Below are 22,531 nucleotides of genomic sequence, written 5' to 3'. Positions count from 1 at the left end.
TAGACGCAGAGAAAGCAGCGCATATGTCACATTTCATCGATCGGCGTCTGAACGGCAGGAACAAGAGCGCGGTCAACCGCCAGCGCTTCCTCAAGCGCTACAAGACGCAGCTCAAGCGGGCCGTGGCCGATGCGGTCGACAACCGGAGCATCACCGACATCGATTCGGGCGAGAAGGTGGGCATTCCCTCTCGCGACATCACCGAGCCGGTCTTCCATCACGGCAAGGGCGGCGTGCGCGACATGGTCCACCCGGGCAACAAGGAGTTCATGCGTGGCGACAAGATCCGCCGGCCCGAGGGCGGGAGCGGAGAGGGCTCCGGTCAGGGCAAGGCCGGGAAGGGTGGCGCCGGAGAGGACGACTTCGTCTTCGAGCTCTCGCGCGAGGAATTCCTCGATCTGCTCTTCGACGATCTGGAACTGCCCAACCTGGTGCGCAACCAGTTGATCGGGACCACCGAATTCAAGACGGTCCGCGCCGGCTACGCGACCCAGGGCGCGCCCAACAACATCGATGTGGTGCGCTCGCTCAAAGGCGCCATCGCGCGCCGTACGGCCCTCGGTGCGCCTTCGCGGTCGCGCATCCGCGAGCTGGAGGAGGAGATCGAGGGGCTGCTGGCCTCCGGGGTGGCCGAGGACGATATCCAGGTGCGCGAGCGGCGCGAGGAGATCGACCGGCTCAAGACCCGCATCGCCGCGCTGCCCTTCATCGATACCTTCGACCTGCGCTTCCAGAGCTTCGTCAAGGATCCGCAGCCGACCAGCAAGGCGGTGATGCTCTGCATCATGGACGTCTCCGGCTCCATGGACCAGGTGCGCAAGAACCTGGCCAAGCGCTTCTTCATCCTTCTCTATCTGTTCCTGCAGCGCAATTACGACAAGATCGAGGTGGTCTTCATCCGCCATCACACCATCGCCCAGGAGGTGGACGAGCAGGAGTTCTTCTATTCGCGCGAGACCGGCGGAACCGTGGTGTCGAGCGCGCTGAACCTGGCCTACGAGGTGGTGAAGGAGCGCTATGACTCGAGCGTCTGGAACATCTATGCGGCCCAGGCCTCGGACGGCGACAACTGGGATTCGGATTCGGGCGTCTGCCGCGACATCATGATCCAGCAGCTGATGCCGCTGATGCGCTACTTCGCCTATGTCGAGATCACCCCGCGTCAGCACCAGAGTCTCTGGTATGCCTACCAGGAGGTGATGGCCGCCCATCCGCATTTCGCCATGCAGGAGATCGGCGGGGCCGAGGACATCTTTCCCGTGTTCCGGGAGCTGTTCAAGAGGCAGGAAGCATGACCAAGAAACTCATCACCGACTCCTCCGAATGGTCCTTCCCGCTGCTCGAGCGCTTCGATCGCGAGATCGCCAATCTGGCCCACAACGTCTACGGATTGGACACCTATGCCAACCAGGTCGAGGTCATCAGTTCGGAGCAGATGATCGACGCCTATTCGTCGGTCGGTCTGCCCATCTATTACCATCACTGGTCGTTCGGCAAGCAGTTCGTCTCGACCGAGCAGACCTATCGTCGCGGCCAGATGGGGCTCGCCTACGAGATCGTCATCAACTCCGATCCCTGCATCGCCTATCTGATGGAGGAGAACAGCCTGCCGATGCAGGCCCTGGTGATAGCGCACGCCTGCTACGGACACAACAGTTTCTTCAAGGGCAACTATCTGTTCCGTACCTGGACCAGCGCCGACGCCATCATCGACTATCTGGTCTTTGCGCGGAAATACATCGCCCAGTGCGAGGAGCGCTACGGTCACGAGGAGGTCGAGCTGCTGCTCGACTCCTGTCATGCGCTCATGAATCACGGCGTCGACCGCTACAAGCGTCCGGCGCCGCTTACCATGGCCGAGGAGCAGCGCCGTCAGCGCGAGCGCGAGGACTATCTGCAATACCAGATCAACGATCTCTGGCGCACCCTGCCGCTGCACGGGGGTGCGGCCGAGGAGCAGGCCGAGCGGCGCTGGCCCGAGGAGCCCCAGGAGAACCTGCTCTATTTCATCGAGAAGAACGCGCCCTTGCTCGAGCCCTGGCAGCGCGAGGTGGTGCGCATCGTGCGCAAGATCGGCCAGTACTTCTATCCCCAGCGTCAGACCCAGGTCATGAACGAGGGCTGGGCTACCTACTGGCACTACACCCTGCTGAACCATCTCTACGACGATGGCCATGTCACCGACGGCTTCATGATGGAGTTCCTGCAGTCGCATACCGGCGTGGTCTTCCAGCCTCCCTTCGATGTGCCCTATTACAGCGGCATCAATCCCTACGCGCTCGGCTTCGCCATGATGCGCGACATCCGCCGCATCTGCGAGGAGCCCACCGACGAGGACCGCTACTGGTTCCCTGACATCGCCGGAGGCGACTGGAAAAAGGTGCTGGACTTCGCCATGCGCAACTTCAAGGACGAGAGCTTCATCGCCCAGTTCCTGTCGCCGACGCTGATGCGCGAGTTCCGCCTCTTCTCCATCTGCGACGACGATCGCGAGGAGCACATGCAGGTGACGGCCATCCATGAGGAGCAGGGCTATCGGGCCCTGAGGCAGTCGCTGGCCGAGCAGTACAACCTCGGCAGCCGCGAGCCGAACATCCAGGTCTTCAGCGTCGACCGTCGAGGCGATCGCTCCATGACGCTGCGTCACTTCACGCACAACCGCCGGCCCCTGGGGGATTCGGTCGAGGAGATGCTGCGTCATATCCGTCGGCTTTGGGGATTTGCCGTACGGCTGGAGACCGTCGACGATCAGGGGCGGGTCCAATTGATCGGAGAGGCGTGATTGGAGGACGCGGTCGGCCTCCAGCTGGCGGCCGCCAGCCAATTCAGTTGCACGGGGATCTCGTCTAACATCCACATCCTGGCGATCATTGCTGAGTCCGCATCAGAGGCCCGCCGATGAAGTATCGTGCCTATCCGAGATTGGTCTGCCTGTTCCTGGTCCTGACGCCCGCCTGGGCATTCGCGAACGATCTCTTGACCCGTACCCTGGACGCGGTGAGGGATGCCGAGACGGTCGAGATGGCCGGTGTCCCTCTGCTATCCGGCCGCCTTCTGGCCGATTTCTACGCCAAGCGTGGCGGCGAGTTCGTATGGACCGATCCGCGCCGCGTTCGGGCGCTGCTCGATCTGGTCGAGGAATCCCGGTCGGCAGGGTTCTCGCCCCATGATTTCCATGCCGAGACGCTGGGGGGCATGGTTGCCGGGGGCGCGCTCGACGAAGTGGGCGAATCCGAGCGGATCGCGATGGATGTCCTCCTCAGCGATGCGCTGCTGCGCTATGTCCACCATACCCGCTACGGCAAGGTCGATATGGTCGCCATCGACCCGAAATGGAACGACCGTGCCCCGGCCCCAGCGGAGAAGCTCATCGCCGAGATGTCCGGCGCGCTGGAGGCCGAGAACATGGGCGCCTTCATGGCCTCCCGATTCGAGGAGCCTTTCTGGTATCGCGATCTCAAGAAGGGATTGGCCGCCTATGCGGCCAAGGCTCATCTCGAGGACCTGCCTCCGCTGCCTGGCGGACGGTTGCTGACACGGGGCGACCGCAATTCCCGCGTTCCCCCGATCCGCGAGCGTCTGATCCTCTTCGGCGACGAGGATCTGGTCGAGCCCGAGGATCCGACGCTGTTCGACGAGGCGCTGCGCCAGGCGGTCATGGGGTTCCAGCGCCGCTCCGGTCTGTCTGCGGACGGCATCGTGGGGCCGGCGACCGTCGGGGCCATGAACGCCCCGTTCGACGAGAAACGGCTGGCGCAGATCCGTATCAACCTGGAGCGGATGCGCTGGCTCTACGAGGATCTGCCTCCGGACTATCTTTTCGTCGACGTCGCCGACTATCAGGTGCGTCTGATCCGGGACCGGCGGATCCAATGGGAGACGCGCGTCATCGTGGGTACGGCGGAAGCCCAGACGCCCATGTTTCGCGACGAGATGGACCACCTCGTCTTCAATCCGACCTGGTCGGTACCCATCTCCATTCAGAAGAAGATGGGGCGCGTCTCGGCGAGCTATACCCTGATCGATCGTCGTACCGGTCGCAAGGTCTCGGGAGGAGACGCGAGCAACTACAGACGCTATCAGCTCGTGCAGAAGCCGGGACCGCGCAACGCCCTGGGGCGGGTCAAGTTCATGTTTCCCAACCGTCACTCGGTCTATCTCCACGATACCCCGAGCCGCGGGCTCTTCGGGCGCTCGCGGCGAGCCCTGAGTCACGGCTGCGTGCGGGTGCAGGATCCGGAGCGTCTGGCCGAACTCGTGCTCGATGGCTCATCCTGGGATCGGGCCGCCATCGATCGCATCATCGGTGCGCAGCGCACCCGCTACATCAATCTCGATGAGCACCTGCCCGTGCTGCTCTACTACCTGACGGCCTATGCGGACGCATCCGGAACGCATTTTCGGCCCGATATCTACGGTCGCGACGCGGCCCTGCGCGAGGCGTTCCTCGCGGGTCCCGCGCGCGGTGCCCGCATCGCATTCCCCGAACCCCAGGAGCCCGCCGAGGACGAGAGGCACCCACCGAACTCGTCCGGCGACGAGGATGGGGCGTCATCGAATGGTGTTCGTCTCACCCGGGCCGAGCGCTAGAGATATGCAGCGTTTCATGTGGGTAGACGCGCTCGTCTCCTCTGCTCCGCGTCTGGGCTCGAAACCGGAATTCTCGAAATTCCAGAAGGCTGGACGCGATATCTATTAATTGATCTTAATCTTCCCGTGGGCTGTTTTTGCTGGCCGCCGTGTCCTTCCGCCGGTTAGAATGCCGCGTCTTTCACCAGCCGAGGGGTTTTTCCGAGGCGCCCAAACACCAAGTGATACGCGGAGGAAGCGTTTTGGTCAACCGACGCATCTGGCTCACGCCCTTGTTTTTCATCTGTTCGCTCCTGCCCTTCGCCCAGGCCAATGCCATGGTCACCCAGGGCGTCGCCTCCTATTACGGAGAACGCTTCAACGGACGCCAAACCGCCAGCGGCGAGCGATTCAACATGAATGCACTGACGGCGGCTCATCGGACCCTCGAGTTCGGTACCCGCGTCATGGTCACCAACACCTCCAACGGGCGTTCCGTCGAGGTGGTCATCAACGATCGCGGTCCCTACATCAGGGGGCGCACCATCGATCTTTCCAAGGGTGCCGCCCGCGAGCTCGGAATGCTCGGCAGAGGGGTTGCCAAGGTTCGGCTCGAGATCATGGGTGGCGGACGTGCCCCGTCCTCGACAGGGTCCGGCCTGACGGTCGCCGACGCTCAGCAGATGATGATGGATCTCTTCTGATTCGGTTGGGGGTGGGCGGCCTCGATTCGTCCATCCCCCATTCGCTTGTTCCCTTGCAAGACCCCCTGCATGATCGTTCGGCGTGCATCAGCTCTCTGAACGAATCCCCCGCGAGCCTTCGGTAGATCCTTTTCCTCACCGGTCTACGCCAAGCCTCTTGCGGCATCATCCCCGCAGCATCTCCCCTACGACCGGTCATGGTTTACACTTCTGACCGCACGACAGGGCGTGAAGATCGTCTTGGACGGTCTCTTTTCGATAGAGCGGCGGATTCAATGCCCGGGCATGCGCCGATGCGCGCTCTCGGATTGGAGCCGGTGTCCATGGATCAGTGTGAGGGGGTATCGTATGAAGAGGATCGCCGCAGTCTCGTGTCTGATCGCGCTGTTTTTCGGCGGCATCGTCTTGGCCGATGACGACGAGGATGTGGTTCTGAAGCCCGTCCAGAGCAGCCGATGTATCGTTCAGGGGAATTTCGGCTGCGTACTGGCCGAGACGGTCTACGGCGTCAGGGGTGTCTCGTGCGTCGAGGACTGTCTGTCGGTCAGCACTCTCAATACCTGCCGCTTGAGCAACCAGTGCAATTGGGACGCCGCGAGCGGTTGCTTCATCAAGAGCGTTTGCGTCGAGATCAGCGCACTGAACAGTTGCCGCCGTTGGGAGAGGCAAGCCCTTTGTCGTTGATGCGGTCAGGTGCCGCGCGTCTTGAAGCTCGCGAATCGTTGCGTCTTGATCAAACCGATCCGCTCGCTCATTCCCGCCAAGGACATCTCCAGTCCTTGGTCGAGAGCATGGTCGGTATCGCACGCCTGGATGCAGTAATGCTCCACGCCTGCATCGGCGATTCCATGCGCGAGTTCGGCGATCTGCTCGGGCGTCCAGTCCGGCATCAGGGTGGTGCGGACCTCCACGGGCACGCGGGCGGCGAGCAGCAGGTCCAGACTCTCCCAGGCACGCAGGCCCGAGTCGGCGACGCCCGTGATGGCGGGATACTCCCGGGGCAGGGCCTTGATGTCGAGGCCGACCCAGTCGACCAGCGGAAGCAGTGCGCGAAGTCGGTCCGGATAGGCGCCGCCAGTATGCAGGCCGACCTTGAATCCGAGCGCGCGGGTCTCCCGTATGGCCGCGCCGAGTGCGCTTTGGGCGGTGGGTTCGCCGCCGCTGAAGACGAGTGCGTCGAGCAGGCCGATGCGCTGTTCGAGAAATCCGCGGATGTCCGGCCAGGGGATGAATCCCGGTGTGCCAGCGTCCAGCAGGTCGGCGTTGTGGCAGTATCGGCAGCGCCAGGGGCAGCCCTGGCAGAAGACGACGGCAGAGAGTTCGCCCGGATAGTCGATGGTCGTAAGCCTGGTGAATCCGCCGATGCGGAGCCTGTCGGCGTCGGGCGTCGGGGTCGGCTTCAAGCGGGACTCGGTGCAATCGAGCGAATGCTGCTGCGTCGCTTGGTTGAGAGGATGGCTCATGAGGCTTTTCGCTGGTCTCGCCTGTTGGCCAAGGCGCTGAATTCGACGAGCTGGTCGGCTGACGGCAGACAGCGCTTTCGGTTCCAACCCTTCTGGCCGTAGGAGCCGACTTGCCGGCGATTGCGCCAGCGTGTCCCACAAGAGATTCGCCCGCAAGCGGGCTCCTACGGTTCGTCGGGACCGTCTCCTTGGCAGAGACGGGGCCTGTTGCTCTGTACTAGGCGGCGGCCAGCTGCTCGCGGCGCTGCACGGAGCCCTTGGGGCTCTCGTTGAAGTAGCAGCGGTCGGCGTGCTCGGCGCGTTTGCCGGTGTTGAAGGCAGAGACCGGACGATGATAGCCCATGACGCGGGTCCAGACCTCGCAAGGGGTGCGTTCTTCGTCGGTGAGTTGGATGCGTGCGTCGTTCATGGTGGCGATCTCCTTGTATTCGTGCGGGTTGGCGACCCGGTGGTCGTTCATGCGTGTGCTTCGGTAGCCGAGGTCTCGGCCTGTTTGCGCGCGATCAGCTCCTTGTCGCAGATCGGGCAGTATTGGTGCTCGCCGGCGATGTAGCCGTGCTTGGGGCAGATGGAGAACACCGGCGTGATGGTGATGTAGGGCTGGCGGAAGTTTTCCAGCGCACGGCGCACCAGACGGCGGCAGGCGTCGGTCGACGAGATCTGCTCGCTCATATAAAGGTGCAGCACGGTACCCCCGGTGTACTTGGTCTGCAGATCCTCCTGCATGGCCAGGGCCTCGAAGGGATCGTCGGTGTAGCCGACCGGCAGCTGCGAGCTGTTGGTGTAGTAGGGGGTCTCCCGGGTGCCGGCCTGGATGATGTCCGGATAGCGCTTCTGGTCCTCGCGGGCGAAGCGGTAGGTCGTCCCCTCGGCGGGGGTGGCCTCCAGGTTGTACATGTTGCCTGTGCTCTCCTGGAACTCCAGCATGCGGCTGCGGACATGATCGAGCAGACGGGTCGCCAATGCATGACCCTGTTTGGTCGTGATGTCGTCGGCGTCGCCGCTGAAGTTGCGGATCATCTCGTTGATGCCGTTCACCCCGATCGTCGAGAAGTGATTCCGCAATGTGCCCAGATAGCGCTTGGTATAGGGGAAGAGCCCGGCGTCCATGTGACGCTTGATGACCTTGCGCTTGATCTCGAGGCTGTTGCGGGCGATGTCGAGCAGTTCGTCGAGCCGCGCCAGGAGGCCGGCCTCGTCACCCTTGTGGGTGTGGCCGAGACGGGCGCAGTTGATGGTGACCACCCCGAGCGATCCGGTCTGCTCGGCCGAGCCGAAGAGTCCGTTGCCGCGCTTGAGCAGCTCGCGCAGGTCGAGCTGCAGCCGGCAGCACATGGAGCGCACCATGTTGGGCGTGAGTTCGGAGTTGATGAAGTTCTGGAAGTAGGGCAGGCCGTACTTCGCGGTCATCTCGAACAGCAGTTCGGCGTTCTCGCTCTCCCAGGGAAAGTCCGGGGTGATGTTGTAGGTCGGGATCGGGAAGGTGAAGATCCGGCCCTTGGCGTCGCCCTCGGTCATGACCTCGATGTAGGCGCGATTGATCATGTCCATCTCGGCCTGGAGATCGCCGTAGGTGAATGGCTGCTCCTGGCCGCCGATCACAGGCACCTGATCGCGCAGATCCTCCGGGCAGACCCAGTCGAAGGTCAGATTGGTGAAGGGCGTCTGGGTGCCCCAGCGCGAGGGTACGTTCAGGTTGTAGATCAGCTCCTGGATGTACTGCTTGACCCGTGAATAGGACAGCTCGTCGACGCGCACGAAGGGCGCCATGTAGGTGTCGAAACTCGAGAATGCCTGGGCGCCCGCCCATTCGTTCTGCAGCGTGCCGAGGAAATTGACGATCTGCCCGACGGCGGAGGACATGTGCTTGGGCGCGCCGGCCTCGACCTTTCCGGGCACGCCGTTCAGTCCCTCGTTGAGCAATGTGCGCAGCGACCAGCCGGCGCAATAGCCGGAGAGCATATCCAGATCGTGTATGTGTAGGTCGCCCGCGCGGTGGGCCTGACCGATCTCGGGCGGGTAGACATGGCTCAGCCAGTAGTTGGCGATCATCTTGCCCGAGGTGTTGAGGATGAGCCCTCCGAGCGAGTAGCCCTGGTTGGCGTTGGCGGCCACGCGCCAGTCCGAGCGGTCCAGGTACTCGTTGATGGAGCCGCTGACATCGACCAGGGTGCGGCTGTCGGTCCGCAGCTTCTTGCGCTGCTCGCGGTAGACGATGTAGGCGCGCGCGGTCCCGAAATGGTTGGCCGCGATCAGGGTCTGCTCGACGACATCCTGGATGTCCTCGATGTCGGGCAGGCGTCCCTCGCTGAAGCGGTGTGCCAGCACCTTGACGATCTGAGCGGTGAGCAGACCGGTCTCGAGCTGTCCGAACTCGCCCGTGGCCTGTCCGGCGCGCAGGATCGCAGATTCGATCTTGGAGGCGTCGAAACGGACCTCGGAGCCGTCGCGCTTGCGGATGCGCGTCGGCAATGTTGGAAAGCTTGACTGACCGGTTCCCATGGTGACTCTCTGAAAAAAGTGACGCTATATCTTGTGGCGCGAAGTTTAGCCTCAACTAGATGCTGTGTCGACCGGCTTTTGGATTCATTGACAGGGATCAACCTGGAGTCATCTGGGTCTTGCGCTCGAGCGGCCCGTCGTGCGGCGGGAAGACCGCCGGCCGACCTGGAACTGCGCCCATATCCGGGACGGCCGATAGGGGGCGTTTCTGGGTAAGACCTTGAAGATCGCCCATTTGCGACTAGCCTTGACCGTGCCTCCTTCCGATGCCTTCCCCAATTAGGAGTCGGTCTTCTCTTCCGATTCCATCATGATCGAGCGACGCACTCAGGGGTATGATGATGAAAAAACCTAGCTTCACGATGGGATTAAAGGCCGTCACCCTAATCGGGGCGACCGGTCTGGTGGCCATGGGCGCCGTCGTTCCCCGGCAGGGCCATGCGGATGCGATGCTGTTTCCCGTGATGACGCGGAGCCCGTCGGTCGCGACCATCGTGTCGGTCGTCAACAAAGACCCCCAGGGGGTGGTGAATCTCAACTATTTCACCAAGTCCGCAGACCTTGCTTCACCCTGCATCGACGAGGGTGTCAAGCAGGTCGCCGCATCCGGGCGTGAAAACGATATGTTGACGTTCGACGCCTCCGGCGTCTTCCTCTCCAGCGAGGGAGGCGGACCCCTGTTCAACGATCCAGAGACGCTGGCGCCCTATGGCGCCGTTCAGTTCAGCACCACCAACACCGGCGTGGCGCGCGGATTCCTGATCGTCGACGACGGCGACGATACCAGCCAGGGCGGTACCGGGGCCGACCTCTACGGCGAGGCGGTCATGCTCGAGATCGCCGGCGGCGCCGCCTTCGGCTACCGCGCCCTGAATCCGGCGCAGGACGTGGCCTATGCGCCGGCCGCCATTCTTGGCAACTGGGGAGGGCTCACTGCCCTGCTGGGCGAGGTGCTGGATCAGGATCTCGGCACGGGCTTCGCCGGCACCACCTTCATGCCGCCGAACGAATGGACCACCCGTTTCTTCGTGACCCCCGTGGCGGACGGCACGGGTACGGCCGCCGGGCAGCGCGACTGCGAGAACTGCAGCGTGAGCATCTACATCTCGCCCGACCAGGCTGGAACCGTGGCCGGCATGCACGACCGGGATACGGTGATGCGCTCCGAGCCTTTCGCCCCCGCGGCACTGCCGACCTCGGCCAAGAACGTCGTCTGTACCGGCGCGGTCGACATGACGGATATACTGCCGCAGGCCGTGGTCAATCAGATCGCCAGTCAGGGCGGATGGGGCTATGTGCAGATCCGCGCGGGAACCTCGGGGAACGTCGAGAACTCGGCGACCGTCCTCAAGCTCGAATACAACCTGGTCGGCGGTACCGCGACCACCATGCTTTCGCCCGACAGTTCCACCAGCTTCACGGGCACCGTGAACAACGGCGTCTGGCTGCGCAATGCGGGCGTCCAAGGTATCAGCCTCTTTTAGCGGCCGGCTCTGATCCGGCGGCTCTCGGGTGACCGACGTCTGGCGAGCTGCCGATCAGGCTGGGCATGGTCTCCTCGGCCGCTCGTTGGCCGGCCCGGGAGTCATCTATAAGGCGATTCGGGCCGAGACGATATGATTCGAAGACTGCTCTTGGCGGCGGGGCTGATGGCCTCGCCGCTTCTTTTCGCCGCCTCCTCGGAGTGGCGGGTCAACCCGGACGGCTTCAATCCCAGGCTGACGCCGAGGCTGGCGGTGACCCCCTCGGGCAAGCCCTATGTCGCCTATGGCGATCCTCAGGGCCGGCTGCTGGTGCGTCAGCCGGATTCGAGCATCCAGACCTTGACGGCGCCGAACGCGAAGGCGGCGGGCTTCGTGCTGGAGTCGTTCGGCCAGCGTCTCCATGCCGCATGGCTCGAGGGTCGCGCCGGCTCGGCCCCTGTCATCAGACTGCGGACCCTGGAACCCGGTAGCGGCTGGTCGGAGGCCGTGTCGCTCGGCTCGGCGTCGAGGCCCTTGCCGCGTATCCGCATCGCGGGCGACGCTGCTGGTCAGGTCGCCGTCGTCTGGCTGGGGGATGCGCCCGACGAGCCGCAGCCGAGCGCCGAAACGTCTGCCTCGGAGACCTCGCCCAACTACCATCTCTACGGGCGGCGCTCCGTCGACGGCGGGCGGACCTGGGGCGAGACGAGTCGTCTGACGGCCGGCTACGACATCGGGTTCTGGCCGGCGCTCACCATGGCCTCGGGGCGCGTCCATCTCTTTGCCGATGCCCGGCGGGGCGGGGAGACCCTGATCGTCCATGCCGAGGGCGACGAGGCATCGGGCTGGACCCAGGCCGAGCCCGTGAAGGCCATCGGCGGGGTGCTGCTGATCGAGGCGGTCGAGGCCGGGGGCGAGCCCCTGGTCGTCTGGTTCGGCTCCCATGGCAGCGGGAACCGGCTTGAATCGGCGGTGCGCGCTCAGGGCGAATGGAAGTCCTATGCCTTTCCAGGCAGCGAGGCCTACGATATCGGCTCGCTGAGCCTGGCCGCCCGCGGCGAGCACGTCTATCTGGCATTCAGCGCGCGCGGCGCGCAGCAGACGAGCCAGCCGCGCAAGAACCACGTCTATTTCACCCGCTCCTCGGACGGGGGACTGAGCTGGGAGCCGATACGACCCTTCCGCCATTATCCCTTCGCGGTCACTCAGGATACCTTCCCCCAGATGGCGCTGGGGCTGGACGGCAATCCGGTTCTGGCGTGGAACGATTATCGGAATCTGCGCGGCGACCTCTATTACAACCGCTCGGTCGACGCGGGCGCTACCTGGCTGGATCAGGATATCCCGGTGGACGATCCGGGCCGATTCGAGGACCAGCTCTTCCCCTTCGTCGACAATCTGCGCTCCTCGGACAGCGGCTTCTGGCTGATCGGCTCGCGCTACCGCACGGACGACCTGGCCGGGGCGGATCTCTATCTCTATTCCCTCTCCGCCGAACCGCCCTCTCCGGGGAAGAAAGAGCCAGGCGCGGCTCAGGGCGAGGCGCGGCTCGAGGCGCGCGTCACGGATTTCTGGGGCGCCTTGGTCAAGGCCGACTACGAGAAGGCCTATGCCCTGTTCGACCCCTACTTTCGCCGCCGCATGCCCGTCACCCAGTATGTCGGTCAGTCCGGGCGCGTCAAGCAACTGGATTTCAATGTATTGGATACCAACATCGAGGGTCGGGTGGCACGGGTGGCCGTGGAGCTCACCTACGAGATTCCGGAGCTGAGGTTTCCCCGAGGAGGAACCTATTCCAGACCCCCGACCCGAACCAGGCTGGAGGAGACCTGGATCTTCATCGACGGCGACTGGTACAAGGAATATCGAAACGAAATCGGCGATTTCTCCTTCACGCGCTACTGAGGATGCCAGGGTGGCAGCGCATTGCCCCGGCGCGAAGGCTTGACACTAAGCCGCTGTTTTAGCAGGATACCCGCCCTTGCTATCCGGATCTCGATTCCGGTCCGGGATTGACGACCCTGCATCCCATCCCTATCCAAGTCCTGACGAACTCCCCCGACCCACTGCCCCCGATGGCGGATATCCATGTCCCCTAAGCTCTATATTCAAACCTTTGGCTGTCAGATGAACGAATACGACTCGGCCCGCATCGCCGATGCCCTGCGCGAGTCGATGGGGCTGGAGCTGACCGAGACGCCGGAAGAGGCGGATGTGCTGCTACTCAACACCTGCTCGGTGCGCGAGAAGGCCCAGGAGAAGGTCTTCTCCCAGCTCGGCCGCTGGCGTCCCTGGAAGGCCGCGCGTCCCGATCTGATCATCGGGGTCGGCGGCTGCGTGGCGAGCCAGGAGGGCGAGGCGATCCGCACGCGGGCGCCCTACGTGGATCTGGTGTTCGGTCCCCAGACCCTGCACCGTCTGCCGCGCATGATCGAGGACCTGCGGGCCGAGCGGCGTCCGCAGGTCGACGTCTCCTTCCCCGAGATCGAGAAGTTCGACTGTCTCCCAGAGCCCAAGGCCGACGGCCCCAGCGCCTACGTCTCGGTGATGGAGGGATGCTCCAAATACTGCACCTACTGCATCGTTCCCTACACCCGGGGCGAGGAGATCAGCCGACCCTTCGACGACCTGATCGCCGAGGTGGCGGGTCTGGCCGAGCAGGGCGTGCGCGAGATCCATCTGCTCGGGCAAAATGTCAATGCCTATCGTGGCGAAATGGCGGATGCTGAGGGTGAGACGGCCGATCTCTCGCTGCTGATCCGCTATGTGGCGGCGATCGATGGGATCGACCGCATCCGTTTCACGACCAGCCATCCGGTCGAGTTCTCGGACGACCTGATCGAGGTCTTCGCCGAGGTTCCCGAGCTGGTGAGCTTCCTGCACCTGCCGCTGCAGTCCGGCTCGGACCGTATCCTGGCGGCTATGAAGCGTGGGCACACGGCCGCCGACTATGCCGACAAGATTCGCCGTCTGCGCCAGGCGCGTCCCGACATCAGCATCTCCTCGGATTTCATCGTCGGCTTCCCCGGCGAGACCGAGGAGGACTTCGCCGCCACGCTCGCCATGGTCGAAGAGATCGGATTCGATCACAGCTTCAGCTTCGTCTACAGCCGTCGCCCCGGAACCCCGGCGGCCGACTATCCGGACGAGGTTCCGCTGGCGGTCAAGAAGGAACGTCTCGAGCGTCTGCAGCGGCTCATCAATACCAATGCCCAGCGCATCGGCCGCCAGATGGTCGGCACGGTGCAGCGCGTGCTGGTCGAGGGACCCTCGCGCAAGGATCCGGCTCAGCTCTCCGGCCGAACGGAGAACAACCGTGTGGTCAATTTCGACGGCGATCCGGATCGAATCGGCACCTTCGTGGACCTCAGCATCAGCGAGGCCCTTCCCAATTCACTTCGCGGACATCCTACGTCCTGAGCCTACTTGTCTACTCAACCCGAAACGCTGGATCTGCAGCTCGAACCCGAGGACAACGCGCGTCTCGCCAACCTCTGCGGTCAGCTCGATCAACATCTGCGCCAGCTGGAGCGCCGGCTGGGCATCGAAATCAACAATCGCGGTCTCTCCTTCCGTCTCATCGGCGAGCGGCAGTCGATCCAGCTCGGCGAGCGGCTGCTGATCGACCTCTATGCCGATACGGCGCAAGAGGTGCTGACGCCGGAGACGATCCATCTCGCGCTTCAGGCGTCCGGTGCCGACCTGCTGGCCGACGCGGTCGAGGACCGTCTTCCCGAGGTCGTCATCAAGACCAAGCGCGGGCTCGTCCGAGCACGCGGGCCGAACCAGCAGGAATATCTGCACGCCATCCTGAAGCACGACATCAACTTCGGCGTGGGACCGGCGGGGACGGGCAAGACCTATCTCGCGGTCGCCTGCGCGGTCGAGGCACTGGAGTCTGATCGGGTGCGCCGTCTGCTGCTGGTGCGTCCGGCGGTCGAGGCAGGGGAGCGGCTCGGTTTCCTGCCGGGCGATCTGGCCCAGAAGATCGACCCCTATCTGCGACCCCTATACGACGCGCTCTTCGAGATGCTGGGTTTCGAGAAGGTCAACAAGCTGATCGAACGCAACGTCATCGAGGTCGCGCCCCTGGCCTACATGCGCGGGCGGACGCTTAACGAATCCTTCATCATCCTCGACGAGGCCCAGAACACCACGCCCGAGCAGATGAAGATGTTCCTGACCCGGATCGGTTTCGGCTCGACCGCCGTCATCACCGGCGACGTCACCCAGATCGACCTGCCGCGCGGTCAGCCATCCGGCCTGCGCCAGGCGGTCGAGATCCTCAAGGAGGTGAATGGCATCAGCTTCACCTTCTTCAACGCGCGCGACGTGGTGCGCCATGCATTGGTTCAGCGCATCGTCAATGCCTACGATGCCTTCGAGAATCCGCAGCCGCTCCAGGCTCCGCCCCAGGAGAAGACATGAGCGTCTTTTCTCGCGTCCAGCTGGATCTGGACCTGCAGGTCGCGACCGATTGCGCGGATCTGCCGCTGCCGCCCCAGTTCGAGCGCTGGGCCAAGGCCGTGCTGGATGGTCGCCGCGAGCGCGCCGCGATGACCATTCGGGTGGTGGATCGGGACGAAGGCGCCGCTCTGAATCTGCAATATCGCGGGCGCGACCATGCCACCAACGTGCTGTCCTTCCCCTTCGATCTGCCCCCTGGCGTGAGTCCCGAGGATCCGGTGGCCGAACTGATCGGGGATCTGGTCGTCTGCGCCGATGTGGTGCGCCGGGAAGCACTCGAACAGGGCAAGGAGCCGCTCGCCCACTGGGCCCACATGGTGGTGCATGGCGTCTTGCATCTGCTTGATTACGATCATATTACCGACCAGGAGGCGGAGCGGATGGAGACCCTGGAAACATCCATACTGTGCGGGTTAGGATTCCCGCCTCCCTACGAGAACCAGGAAGACCTGGAGGATCATTGACACCTCATGACGAGCGATCGATCTAGCGAGGGCTCGCGATCACGCAATTGGTTCGAACGAATCGGCCAGATGCTGGGCAGCGAGCCTCAGGACAAGGAGCAACTCGTCGAGTTGCTGAAGGACGCCCGGCAACGGGAGCTTCTGGACACGGACGCCTTGAGCATGATCGAGGGCGTCCTGCAGGTCTCCGACCTGCGCGTCCGTGACATCATGATTCCGCGCGCGGAGATGGTGTCGCTTAAGCGGGACGATCCGCTGGAGCGGATCCTCCAGATCGCGGTCAAGTCCGCCCATTCGCGTTTTCCCGTCACCGGCGACGACAAGGGCGAGGTGGTCGGGATCCTCCTGGCGAAGGATCTGCTGTCGTTCTGTCTCGATTCGGGACGCCGCGCCTTCAATATCCGCGACCTGCTGCGCTCGGCCGTCTTCGTTCCCGAGAGCAAGCGTCTCAACGTGCTGCTCAAGGAGTTCCGCGCCAGCCGCAACCACATGGCGATCGTCGTCGACGAATACGGCAGCGCAGCCGGTCTGGTGACCATCGAGGACGTGCTGGAGCAGATCGTCGGCGAGATCGACGACGAGCACGACTATGACGAGGGGTCCGGCATCTTCCAGCGCGGCGAGAACGAATTCAGCGCCAAGGCGCGCACCGCCATCGAGGACTTCAACGAGTATTTCGGCGTCGAGTTCTCCGACGAGGAGTACGACACCATCGGTGGCCTGGTGGTCGACGCCCTGGGGCATCTGCCCAAGCGCGGCGAATCGGTCGAGCTCGGTCCCTTCCGCTTCATCGTGATGCGCGCCGACAGCCGCCGGGTGCATCTGCTGAGCATCGAGCGTCTGGATCCGCCGGACCCCGAGTCCGTCTCCGAGGGCGAGGGCTGACTTCCACCATCGACGCGCGCCGAACGATCGGGTGATGACCATGAACCTTCCTGCCGAGCAAACGACCTTCGATGCCGACCGCTATCTGGTCTGGGAGGAGACGCAGGCCGACAAGCACGAGTACGTCCGCGGCGAGGTCTTCGCCATGGTCGGCGCGCGGCGGGAACACGTGGTCGTGTCTCTGAATCTGGCCGCGGCACTCAAGCAGCGTCTGCGCGGCGGACCCTGCCAGGCCTATATCTCCGATCTCAAGCTGCGCGTGGAGGCGGTGGACGCCTTCTTCTACCCGGACGTCATGGTCTCCTGCGATGCCCGCGACCATGCGGCAAGCCGCTTCATCGAGCACCCGACCCTGGTCGTCGAGGTGCTGTCCGACTCTACCGCGGCCTACGATCGCGGCGACAAGTTCGCCGCCTATCGCACGCTTTCCTCATTGAGCGAGTATGTCCTGGTCGACATCCCCTCGCGCCGGGTCGAGACCTTCCGGCGCGCCACGGAGCAGGAATGGCTGTTCCATGCCTATCCCGAGGATGCGGGAGACTGTCGCCTCGTCTCTCTCGAGCTGTCGATTCCGCATGCGGACATCTTCGAGAACGTCTCGTCGCCGAAGTGAGGAAACCCTATTGGGTGACGCGGCCGAACTTCAGCCCCTCGATGGCGATGAAGACCTCGCGCAGGAAGAGCAGCAGCGCGGCGATGAAGGCGAGCATGGCCGCGACGAAGAAGAGGGCGACGATCAGCGAGACGCCGAAGGAGAAGAAGGCGCCGAGGAAGAGGGTGGCGATGATCGCCGAGACCAGCAGGGCGGTGAAGGTGCAGAGGCTGATGGCGGTGCTGATGAGTTTCGCCCGCAGCGAGAGTCTGCGCAGCTCCTCCTCCGGGGTCATTCCCGTCGGCGCCGTGTTCGGCGAGCTGTTCTCGACTACCCGTGCCCGGTCGACGATGCGTCCGAGCCGATTGGTGAGGACCGTCAGCATGGCGCCGATGCCGGTGATCAGGAAGACCGGGGCGACCGAGAGCTGGATGACGTGTGCGACCGTGGTGATGGGGGTGTCTTGAAACATTGGGTGGCCCGCCGGGGAAGGAAGATTCGCCTGTCCGGGGCCGCCGTGACACCGGCGGCCCCGGGACGGCGCATCATACCCGGAACCGGCTGATGACCTGGGACAGACCTTCGGACTGGCTTGCGACCATGTTGGCGCTCTCGGCGTTGGCGTGCGCGGCCTCCGCCGAGCGCTCGGCGACGTCGCGAATGGCGACCACGTTGCGGTTCACCTCCGAGGCGACATGGCTCTGCTCCTCGATCGCGGCGGCGATCTGGGTGTTCATGTCGAGCACCGAGGACACGTCCTCGGCGATCTCGGCCAGGAAGGTGCCGGCCTGGTCGGCCTGGGTGGCACTCTCCTGTCCTTCCGTATGGCAGTGGTCGATGAGCTGGACGATGTTGTCCGTGCTTTGGTTCAGATTGGCGATGATGCCCGCGATCTCCTCGGTGGCGGTCTGGGTGCGCATCGCCAGCGTCCGGACCTCGCCGGCGACGACGGCGAATCCGCGTCCCTGCTCGCCGGCGCGGGCGGCCTCGATGGCGGCGTTGAGCGCCAGCAGGTTGGTCTGCTCGGCGATGCCTCGGATGACGTCGAGCACCGAGCCGATGGTGTTGGCGCTCTGGGCCAGATCCGCAGCCGCCGCGTTGGATTCCTTCAGTCGCTGCGACAGCAATTGGATGCGCCGGATGGTCTCCTCCACCTGACGATGGCTCTGCTGGGTGTTCTCGCTGGTGCGGCGTGTGCGCTCGGCGGCCATCTCGGTATTGCGCGCGATCTCCTCGATGGTCGCACCCATCTCGGTGATGGCGGTCGCCAGCTGGTCGGCCTCCGCGAGCTGCTGACGCCCTCCCGCAGAGGTCTCGTCGGCGTTGGCCGAGAGCTCGGTGGTGATCTGGGTGAGGTGATCGACCGCATCCTGGCATTGCTGGATGACCTGGCGCATGTTGGCGAGCATGGAATCGAATCCGCGTCCCATCTGGGCCAGTTCGTCCTTGCCTGCGAGGCCGAGCGTCAGCGTCAGGTCGCGGTGTTCCGCGATGTCGCTGATGACACCGATCGCCCGCCCCAGTCCGCGATCGAGGCTGCGCGCGATCCACCAGGTGAGCGAGGCGACCCCCAGCGTGACCAGGAGCGAGAGTGCCAGCAGCCGCCAGACGATGGCGCTCCCTTCCGCCTTCAGCGTCTTGTCGAGATGGTCTGCGAGCCCGTCGAGCAGTGCGGAGGTCTTCTGCATCCCGGCGGCGAGCTCCGCCCGAATGCCCTGATCGGGCGCCAGGCCGACGCGCACCTGCGCCTCGACCAGTGCGAGGAAATCCTGGCGATAGCCTGTCAGCGTGGAAGCCAGCTCCTGGTCGCTCCCGGCCAGATCGATCAGTTTGCGGTAGTCCTTCTCGAACTTGTCGACGTACTTGGTATCGGATCGCAGCATGAAGTCCTTCTCGTGACGTCTCAGCTGGAGGATGCCGGCCAGCAGATCGTCGCGCTGACGGGCGTCGACGCTCCTCTCCGCCCGGTGCACGGCCTCGCGAAGGCTGCCGTAGAGGCCGGATTCCGGATCGAAGCCGATCGTTCGATAGTCTCCGACCAGTTGCTCGAATACCTTCAGGTACCCGTCGAAGGCGTCCTTCAGGGCATCGAGCTCGCTGGCGTCCAATCCCTTTCCTGCGATCCCCTCGCGCAGCTCGGCGAGATGCTCGTCGAACTGGGCTGCCTCCTGGCGCAGCTGCTGGGGATGCGTCTCGTCGAGCTGCATCAGGAACGCCTGCTGACCGAGACGCGTGTGCAGCAGGTGCTGGTGCAGCTCGTAGGCGAGCTCCTTGGCCGCGTCGAGCCGATTCATCTCCGTCCAGGACCACCAGACGCCGAGCATCAGGATCAGCAGCGCACCGACCGACAATGCGGACAGACTGTAGAGTTTATGGCGAATGAGCATGGAATCTCCTTACGTATTTCGATCCGGGACATGGCTCTGATCCTGATCGGCGGACACTCGGCGCCTCATCCGGGAGGTCTGTCCAGGGGACAGAATGGATCGACCGCGATCGTTGATGCAGCCGGGGAGTCGTTGCTTGCTGGGACGCGCATGCACGCCGTCTTCCTCGACGGACCTGTAGGGTGGTGCGATATGGGGGCGGCTGCATGTGCGTCTCGTGTCCGATGCGCGTCGAGGGAAAGGCTGCGGCTGATAATGATCCGAGCGAAGGATTCCTGCTGTCGGATATTCAGCAACTATAGCGGATTCGTCTTGAATTCAAGCCGCCGCTGGCGAGTGCGAGGACGCTGTGTGATTGCCGTCCCTGTTTTTCTGCCGCATCGATTCCATTCATCCGCCCGGAAACCGCGGGAGGCCGGAAAGCCGGGGATCCCGCCCGTGGCTCTCCGGCCCTCGATCAGCGCAGCAGCAGTGTCGGAATCCTGGCCGAACGCAGCAGATCGGAGGTCTTGCTGCCGAACAGCAGGGTCCGGATCGGCGAGTGCCCGTAGGCCCCCATGACGAGCAGGTCGATCTCCTGCTCGAGGACCGAGCGGGCGATGACGTATTCGGCATCGCCCGGGACCAGTGCCGCCTGGGTCTCGAGTCCCGCGTGCTCCAGCGTCGTCCGTGCCCATTCCAGCTGTTTGGTTCCGTCCCTGGTGGTCTTGCCCGACATGAGCACATGGATCGGCAGACCCTGGAACAGCGGGCTTTCGGCGACCAGTTCCACGCCGCGTCGCGCCATGATGCCGCCGTCGAAGGCGAGCATGACCCGGCGCGGTGTGCGGAACTCTTCGGTGACCGCCAGGATGGGCCGCTTGAGCGCGCGCACCACGCGCTCGACGTTGCGTCCCAGGTCGCGATGGGTGGCCTCGGCCGACTCGCCCCGGCGTCCGAGGACGAAGAGGCTCACGCCGGGCTGCTGCTCGACCAGGGTCTCTTCGAGTTCGCCGTGACGCAGGCGCACGTCGGGCGCCGGGACGCCGGCGGCGATGGCACGCTCGCGCAGCCGGTTGAGAAAGAGGCGTCCCTGTTCGCGTGCGGTCTTGCTGCGTGCGGCATCCTCTTCGGACAGGGTCTCGAGCAGATGCTGCTGGGCGTTGAAGCCGATGGTCCCGCTATGGTCGTTGCCGCTGGCGCTCTCGGGATGGCGGTCGAGGATGTGCAGCAGCTCCATCGGAGCCTCCAGGCGGCGTGCCGCCCAGGTCGCCGCCTCGGTCACGGTGTCGGCATAGTCCGAGCGGTCGACGCAGGCCAGGACCTTGTTTTCCTCTTGCATGGCGAATCTCTCCTCAATGTCCCATCAATTGCTCGACCGCGTCGGGCTTGTCGTGGACCGCGAACTTGTCGATCAGGGTCGCACTGGCCTCGTCGAGACCCACGACCTCGACCTCGGTACCCTCGCGGCGGAATTTGATGACCACCTGATCGAGCGCGCTGACGGCGGTGATGTCCCAGAAGTGGGCGCGGCTGACGTCGATGCGCACGCGCTCGATGACCTCCTTGAAATCGAAGGATGCGATGAAGCGGTCGGCCGAGGCGAAGAAGACCTGGCCCGTCACCAGATAGGCGCGGGTGCGGCCCTCGTCGAGCGAGACCGATCCGACATAGAGCACCTTGCCGACCCGGTTGGCGAAGAAGAAGCCGGAGAGCAGCACCCCGACGAGGACGCCTTGCGCCAGGTTGTGCGTGGCCACCACGACGATCACGGTCGAGAGCATCACCACGTTGGCCGACAGCGGATGGTCGCGCAGATTGCGGATCGAGGCCCAGTTGAAGGTGCCGATCGAGACCATGATCATGACCGCCACCAGCGCCGCCATGGGGATCTGGGCCACCCAGTCGCCGGCGAAGACCACCATCACCAGCAGCAGGAGACCGGCGGCCAGCGTCGAGAGCCGTCCGCGTCCGCCCGATTTCACGTTGATGACCGACTGGCCGATCATGGCGCAGCCGGCCATGCCGCCCAGGAAGCCGGTCGCCACGTTGGCTACGCCCTGGCCGACGCATTCGCGGTTCTTGTTGCTCGACGAATCGGTCAGGTCGTCGACGATCGTGGCCGTCATCATGGACTCCAGCAGACCCACGGCGGCCAGCGTGGCCGAGACCGGGAAGATGATCTGGAGCGTCTCCAAATTGAGCGGGATCTGGGGCAGCAGAAACACCGGCAGGCTGTCGGGCAGCTGACCCATATCGCCGACGGTGCGCACGTCGAGATTGAGCCAGATGGCCACGCCGGTCAGTACCAGGATGGTCACCAACGGCGAGGGAACGACCTTGGTCAGATAGGGGAATAGATAGATGATCGCCAGGCCGGCGGCCACCATGGCGTAGACCTGCCAGGTTGCGCCGATCAGCTCGGGAAGCTGGGCCATGAAGATGAGGATGGCGAGTGCGTTGACGAATCCGGTGATGACCGAGCGGGAGACGAAACGCATCAGGTTGCCCAGTCGCAGCCAGCCGGCGAGCATCTGCAGCACGCCGGTCAGCACGGTCGCGGCCAGCAGATATTGCAGACCATGGTCCTTGACCAGGGTGACCATGACCAGGGCCATGGCGCCGGTGGCCGCCGAGATCATGCCGGGCCGGCCGCCGACGAAGGCGGTGACCACGGCGATGCTGAAGGAGGCGTAGAGTCCGACCTTGGGGTCGACGCCGGCGATGATGGAAAAGGCGATCGCCTCGGGGATGAGCGCCAGCGCGACCACCAGGCCGGCGAGCAGATCGTTGCGAACGTTGGGCAGCCATTCCTGGCGGATGGATTTCATGCTGAATCGGGACCTTCGCGAGGAGTGCCGAGCGGGTCGGCGGTGTGTGGAAAAACGCGAAGGCCGGCCGTCTAAACGGCGAGGGGAGGGATCTGAAAGCCGGATGGAGTCGTGGGGAGCGCAGGCATCAGGTATGCGGCATCGCGTCGATTTGTATGCGGGCGTCGGGTTCGAACGCTTGGCGAGCCGGGATGTCTACACGAGAAATCGACCCCTAGAAGTCCA

Annotated in this window: 19 protein-coding genes; 12 read left to right on the top strand and 7 right to left on the bottom strand. The window is 64.2% G+C overall.

The features are described from left to right. The first annotated feature begins 23 nt into the window (after positions 1–23). The 5 genes from D779_RS03770 (at position 24) to D779_RS03750 (ending at position 5,957) form a co-directional block, all read left to right on the top strand. On the top strand, positions 24–1,295 hold the full coding sequence (locus D779_RS03770; RefSeq protein ID WP_043749632.1) for a YeaH/YhbH family protein: 1,272 nt from the start codon (positions 24–26) through the stop codon (positions 1,293–1,295). Continuing rightward, positions 1,292–2,782, top strand: a complete 1,491-nt coding sequence (locus tag D779_RS03765) for a SpoVR family protein (RefSeq protein WP_043749628.1) — start codon at positions 1,292–1,294, stop codon at positions 2,780–2,782. The genes D779_RS03770 and D779_RS03765 overlap by 4 nt, the downstream gene beginning before the upstream one ends. Positions 2,783–2,898: 116 nt before the next feature. Beyond that, the gene (locus D779_RS03760; protein ID WP_043749625.1) at positions 2,899–4,590 is read left to right on the top strand and encodes a L,D-transpeptidase family protein; all 1,692 of its coding nucleotides are present in this window, start codon (positions 2,899–2,901) and stop codon (positions 4,588–4,590) included. Between the two features lie 242 nt (positions 4,591–4,832). Continuing rightward, complete coding sequence (locus D779_RS03755) at positions 4,833–5,273, top strand: septal ring lytic transglycosylase RlpA family protein (protein WP_043749622.1); 441 nt, start codon at positions 4,833–4,835, stop codon at positions 5,271–5,273. A gap of 348 nt (positions 5,274–5,621) precedes the next feature. After that, positions 5,622–5,957 carry a hypothetical protein gene (locus tag D779_RS03750; protein ID WP_043749619.1) on the top strand — a complete coding sequence of 112 codons (336 nt, stop codon included), beginning with the start codon at positions 5,622–5,624 and terminating at the stop codon, positions 5,955–5,957. Positions 5,958–5,962: 5 nt separating this feature from the next. On the opposite strand, the gene D779_RS03745 is transcribed toward D779_RS03750, so the two are convergent. The 3 genes from D779_RS03745 to D779_RS03735 all read right to left on the bottom strand — a co-directional run bounded on the left by D779_RS03745 (position 5,963) and on the right by D779_RS03735 (position 9,238). Then, the gene (locus tag D779_RS03745) at positions 5,963–6,736 is read right to left on the bottom strand and encodes an anaerobic ribonucleoside-triphosphate reductase activating protein (protein ID WP_081763309.1); all 774 of its coding nucleotides are present in this window, start codon (positions 6,734–6,736) and stop codon (positions 5,963–5,965) included. A 217-nt stretch (positions 6,737–6,953) separates the two neighbouring features. Beyond that, a complete protein-coding gene (nrdD, locus tag D779_RS23085; RefSeq protein WP_043749686.1) occupies positions 6,954–7,145 on the bottom strand; it encodes an anaerobic ribonucleoside-triphosphate reductase in 192 nt (63 codons plus the stop codon). Between the two features lie 47 nt (positions 7,146–7,192). Continuing rightward, positions 7,193–9,238, bottom strand: coding sequence for a ribonucleoside triphosphate reductase (locus D779_RS03735; protein ID WP_052347783.1), 2,046 nt, complete (start codon positions 9,236–9,238; stop codon positions 7,193–7,195). 362 nt (positions 9,239–9,600) lie between these two features. Between D779_RS03735 and D779_RS03730 the strand changes: the two genes are divergently transcribed. From D779_RS03730 to D779_RS03700, 7 genes are all read left to right on the top strand, one after another. Further along, entirely contained in the window at positions 9,601–10,722 is a 1,122-nt protein-coding gene (locus tag D779_RS03730) for a hypothetical protein (protein WP_157726310.1), read from the top strand. A gap of 132 nt (positions 10,723–10,854) precedes the next feature. Further along, positions 10,855–12,606, top strand: coding sequence for a sialidase family protein (locus D779_RS03725; protein WP_157726309.1), 1,752 nt, complete (start codon positions 10,855–10,857; stop codon positions 12,604–12,606). A 183-nt stretch (positions 12,607–12,789) separates the two neighbouring features. Further along, positions 12,790–14,121, top strand: coding sequence for a tRNA (N6-isopentenyl adenosine(37)-C2)-methylthiotransferase MiaB (miaB, locus tag D779_RS03720; RefSeq protein WP_043749603.1), 1,332 nt, complete (start codon positions 12,790–12,792; stop codon positions 14,119–14,121). Positions 14,122–14,127: 6 nt separating this feature from the next. After that, a complete protein-coding gene (locus tag D779_RS03715; RefSeq protein WP_043749599.1) occupies positions 14,128–15,129 on the top strand; it encodes a PhoH family protein in 1,002 nt (333 codons plus the stop codon). Next, the gene (gene ybeY, locus D779_RS03710) at positions 15,126–15,632 is read left to right on the top strand and encodes an rRNA maturation RNase YbeY (RefSeq protein WP_043749595.1); all 507 of its coding nucleotides are present in this window, start codon (positions 15,126–15,128) and stop codon (positions 15,630–15,632) included. The genes D779_RS03715 and ybeY overlap by 4 nt, the downstream gene beginning before the upstream one ends. A gap of 6 nt (positions 15,633–15,638) precedes the next feature. After that, positions 15,639–16,517: an HlyC/CorC family transporter gene (locus D779_RS03705; protein ID WP_043749590.1), complete on the top strand. Its 879-nt coding sequence runs from the start codon at positions 15,639–15,641 to the stop codon at positions 16,515–16,517. Positions 16,518–16,557: 40 nt separating this feature from the next. After that, the gene (locus tag D779_RS03700) at positions 16,558–17,130 is read left to right on the top strand and encodes a Uma2 family endonuclease (RefSeq protein WP_043749683.1); all 573 of its coding nucleotides are present in this window, start codon (positions 16,558–16,560) and stop codon (positions 17,128–17,130) included. 7 nt (positions 17,131–17,137) lie between these two features. On the opposite strand, the gene D779_RS03695 is transcribed toward D779_RS03700, so the two are convergent. From D779_RS03695 to D779_RS03680, 4 genes are all read right to left on the bottom strand, one after another. Continuing rightward, entirely contained in the window at positions 17,138–17,581 is a 444-nt protein-coding gene (locus D779_RS03695; RefSeq protein WP_043749585.1) for a DUF2721 domain-containing protein, read from the bottom strand. Positions 17,582–17,654: 73 nt separating this feature from the next. After that, the gene (locus tag D779_RS03690; protein WP_043749583.1) at positions 17,655–19,496 is read right to left on the bottom strand and encodes a methyl-accepting chemotaxis protein; all 1,842 of its coding nucleotides are present in this window, start codon (positions 19,494–19,496) and stop codon (positions 17,655–17,657) included. Between the two features lie 457 nt (positions 19,497–19,953). Next, positions 19,954–20,817, bottom strand: coding sequence for a universal stress protein (locus D779_RS03685; protein ID WP_043749580.1), 864 nt, complete (start codon positions 20,815–20,817; stop codon positions 19,954–19,956). A gap of 13 nt (positions 20,818–20,830) precedes the next feature. Beyond that, positions 20,831–22,306 carry a SulP family inorganic anion transporter gene (locus tag D779_RS03680; RefSeq protein WP_043749577.1) on the bottom strand — a complete coding sequence of 492 codons (1,476 nt, stop codon included), beginning with the start codon at positions 22,304–22,306 and terminating at the stop codon, positions 20,831–20,833. Between the last annotated feature and the right edge of the window lie 225 nt (positions 22,307–22,531).

It is taken from the genome of Imhoffiella purpurea (assembly GCF_000585215.1).
Taxonomy (GTDB): domain Bacteria; phylum Pseudomonadota; class Gammaproteobacteria; order Chromatiales; family Chromatiaceae; genus Imhoffiella; species Imhoffiella purpurea.
This window is presented reverse-complemented; position numbering and strand designations above follow the sequence as displayed.

Coding starts and splice junctions, on each gene's coding strand:
- D779_RS03770 (WP_043749632.1), top strand. CDS start 24: ATGTCACATTTCATCGATCGGCGTCTGAACGGCAGGAACAAGAGCGCG.
- D779_RS03765 (WP_043749628.1), top strand. CDS start 1,292: ATGACCAAGAAACTCATCACCGACTCCTCCGAATGGTCCTTCCCGCTG.
- D779_RS03760 (WP_043749625.1), top strand. CDS start 2,899: ATGAAGTATCGTGCCTATCCGAGATTGGTCTGCCTGTTCCTGGTCCTG.
- D779_RS03750 (WP_043749619.1), top strand. CDS start 5,622: ATGAAGAGGATCGCCGCAGTCTCGTGTCTGATCGCGCTGTTTTTCGGC.
- D779_RS03745 (WP_081763309.1), bottom strand. CDS start 6,736: ATGAGCCATCCTCTCAACCAAGCGACGCAGCAGCATTCGCTCGATTGC.
- nrdD (WP_043749686.1), bottom strand. CDS start 7,145: ATGAACGACGCACGCATCCAACTCACCGACGAAGAACGCACCCCTTGC.
- D779_RS03735 (WP_052347783.1), bottom strand. CDS start 9,238: ATGGGAACCGGTCAGTCAAGCTTTCCAACATTGCCGACGCGCATCCGC.
- D779_RS03730 (WP_157726310.1), top strand. CDS start 9,601: ATGGGATTAAAGGCCGTCACCCTAATCGGGGCGACCGGTCTGGTGGCC.
- D779_RS03725 (WP_157726309.1), top strand. CDS start 10,855: ATGATTCGAAGACTGCTCTTGGCGGCGGGGCTGATGGCCTCGCCGCTT.
- miaB (WP_043749603.1), top strand. CDS start 12,790: ATGTCCCCTAAGCTCTATATTCAAACCTTTGGCTGTCAGATGAACGAA.
- ybeY (WP_043749595.1), top strand. CDS start 15,126: ATGAGCGTCTTTTCTCGCGTCCAGCTGGATCTGGACCTGCAGGTCGCG.
- D779_RS03705 (WP_043749590.1), top strand. CDS start 15,639: ATGACGAGCGATCGATCTAGCGAGGGCTCGCGATCACGCAATTGGTTC.
- D779_RS03700 (WP_043749683.1), top strand. CDS start 16,558: ATGAACCTTCCTGCCGAGCAAACGACCTTCGATGCCGACCGCTATCTG.
- D779_RS03695 (WP_043749585.1), bottom strand. CDS start 17,581: ATGTTTCAAGACACCCCCATCACCACGGTCGCACACGTCATCCAGCTC.
- D779_RS03690 (WP_043749583.1), bottom strand. CDS start 19,496: ATGCTCATTCGCCATAAACTCTACAGTCTGTCCGCATTGTCGGTCGGT.
- D779_RS03685 (WP_043749580.1), bottom strand. CDS start 20,817: ATGCAAGAGGAAAACAAGGTCCTGGCCTGCGTCGACCGCTCGGACTAT.
- D779_RS03680 (WP_043749577.1), bottom strand. CDS start 22,306: ATGAAATCCATCCGCCAGGAATGGCTGCCCAACGTTCGCAACGATCTG.